2 protein-coding genes are annotated in these 1334 nt (G+C 64.9%); both read left to right on the forward strand.

All coding sequences use genetic code 11. The features are described 5' to 3' along the window. A partial coding sequence (locus EN879_RS36130) for an RNA chaperone Hfq (RefSeq protein WP_206521087.1) occupies positions 1–91 on the forward strand: 91 nt, incomplete at its 5' end. Next, positions 92–1334, forward strand: a 1243-nt coding sequence (hflX, locus tag EN879_RS36135; protein ID WP_127274722.1) for a GTPase HflX, incomplete at its 3' end; no start/stop codon positions are given.

Below are 1334 nucleotides of genomic sequence, written 5' to 3' on the forward strand. Positions count from 1 at the left end.
CTCCCAGCTCGTCTACAAGCACGCCATTTCCACGATCATGCCGAGCCAGCCGGTTCAGATGTTCGATGGCGAGGAAAGCCAGGGCGCCTGATTGGCACGTGAGAAAGACGCGGACGCCACCGTTCGCGGGAAACCAGCGCATCACCCCAGGACTGAGGCCAAGGGCCCGACCCGGGCCGTGGTCATTGTGCCCGTCCTTACCCGCCACCAGCGCAACGACGACGAGACCAACCGCCCGCGGCTGATGCGTTCGGCTGATGCGCGTCACGACGAGGCCGTTGGCCTTGCCCGCGCCATCAACCTTGATCTGATTCACACCGCGGTGGTGACCGTCAACGATCCGCGCCCGGCGACGCTGCTCGGCAGCGGCAAGGTCGCCGAGTTCGCGGAAATCGTCAAAGAGGGACATGCGGAAGTGGTCGTCGTCGACCATCCGCTGACCCCTGTGCAGCAACGCAATCTCGAGAAAGAGCTGAACGCCAAGGTGCTGGACCGCACCGGGCTGATCCTCGAGATATTCGGCGAGCGTGCACGCACCAAGGAAGGCACGCTGCAGGTCGAGCTCGCCCATCTCAACTACCAGAAGGGCCGCCTCGTGCGTAGCTGGACCCATTTGGAGCGTCAGCGCGGCGGCGCCGGATTCCTTGGGGGCCCCGGCGAAACACAGATCGAATCCGACCGGCGGCAGTTGCAGGAAAAGATCATCAAGCTGAAGCAGGAGCTGGAAACGGTGCGGCGCACGCGCGACCTGCACCGCGCCAAGCGCAGGAAGGTGCCGTTCCCGGTGGTGGCGATCGTCGGCTACACCAATGCCGGCAAGTCGACGCTGTTCAACCGGCTGACCGGGGCGGATGTGCTGGCACAGGACATGCTGTTCGCCACGCTCGACCCGACGCTGCGCCGCGTGCGCCTGCCACATGGCACGCCGATCATCCTCTCCGACACGGTCGGCTTCATTTCGGACCTGCCGACACATCTGATCGCGGCTTTCCGCGCCACCCTGGAAGAGGTGGTCGAGGCCGACCTCGTGCTTCATCTGCGCGACATTTCCGATCCGGACACGGCCGCCCAGGCCGAGGATGTCGAGCGTATCCTTGCAGATCTTGGCGTTGACGCTGGTGATGCCAAGCGGGTGATCGAAGTGTGGAACAAGATCGACCGGCTCGACGAAGGCAACCGGACCCGGCTGCTTGCAGACGGCGCCGATGCCAACAAGGCGCCGCCGATTGCGGTGTCGGCGGTGACCGGCGAGGGCATCGATGCGCTGAAGGCGATCATCGAAACGCGGATGGCGGGCGAACTCGAAGACCTCACCGTGACGATCGAGCCGGCAC

The organism is Mesorhizobium sp. M7A.F.Ca.AU.002.02.1.1 (assembly GCF_003998535.1).
GTDB lineage: Bacteria > Pseudomonadota > Alphaproteobacteria > Rhizobiales > Rhizobiaceae > Mesorhizobium > Mesorhizobium ciceri.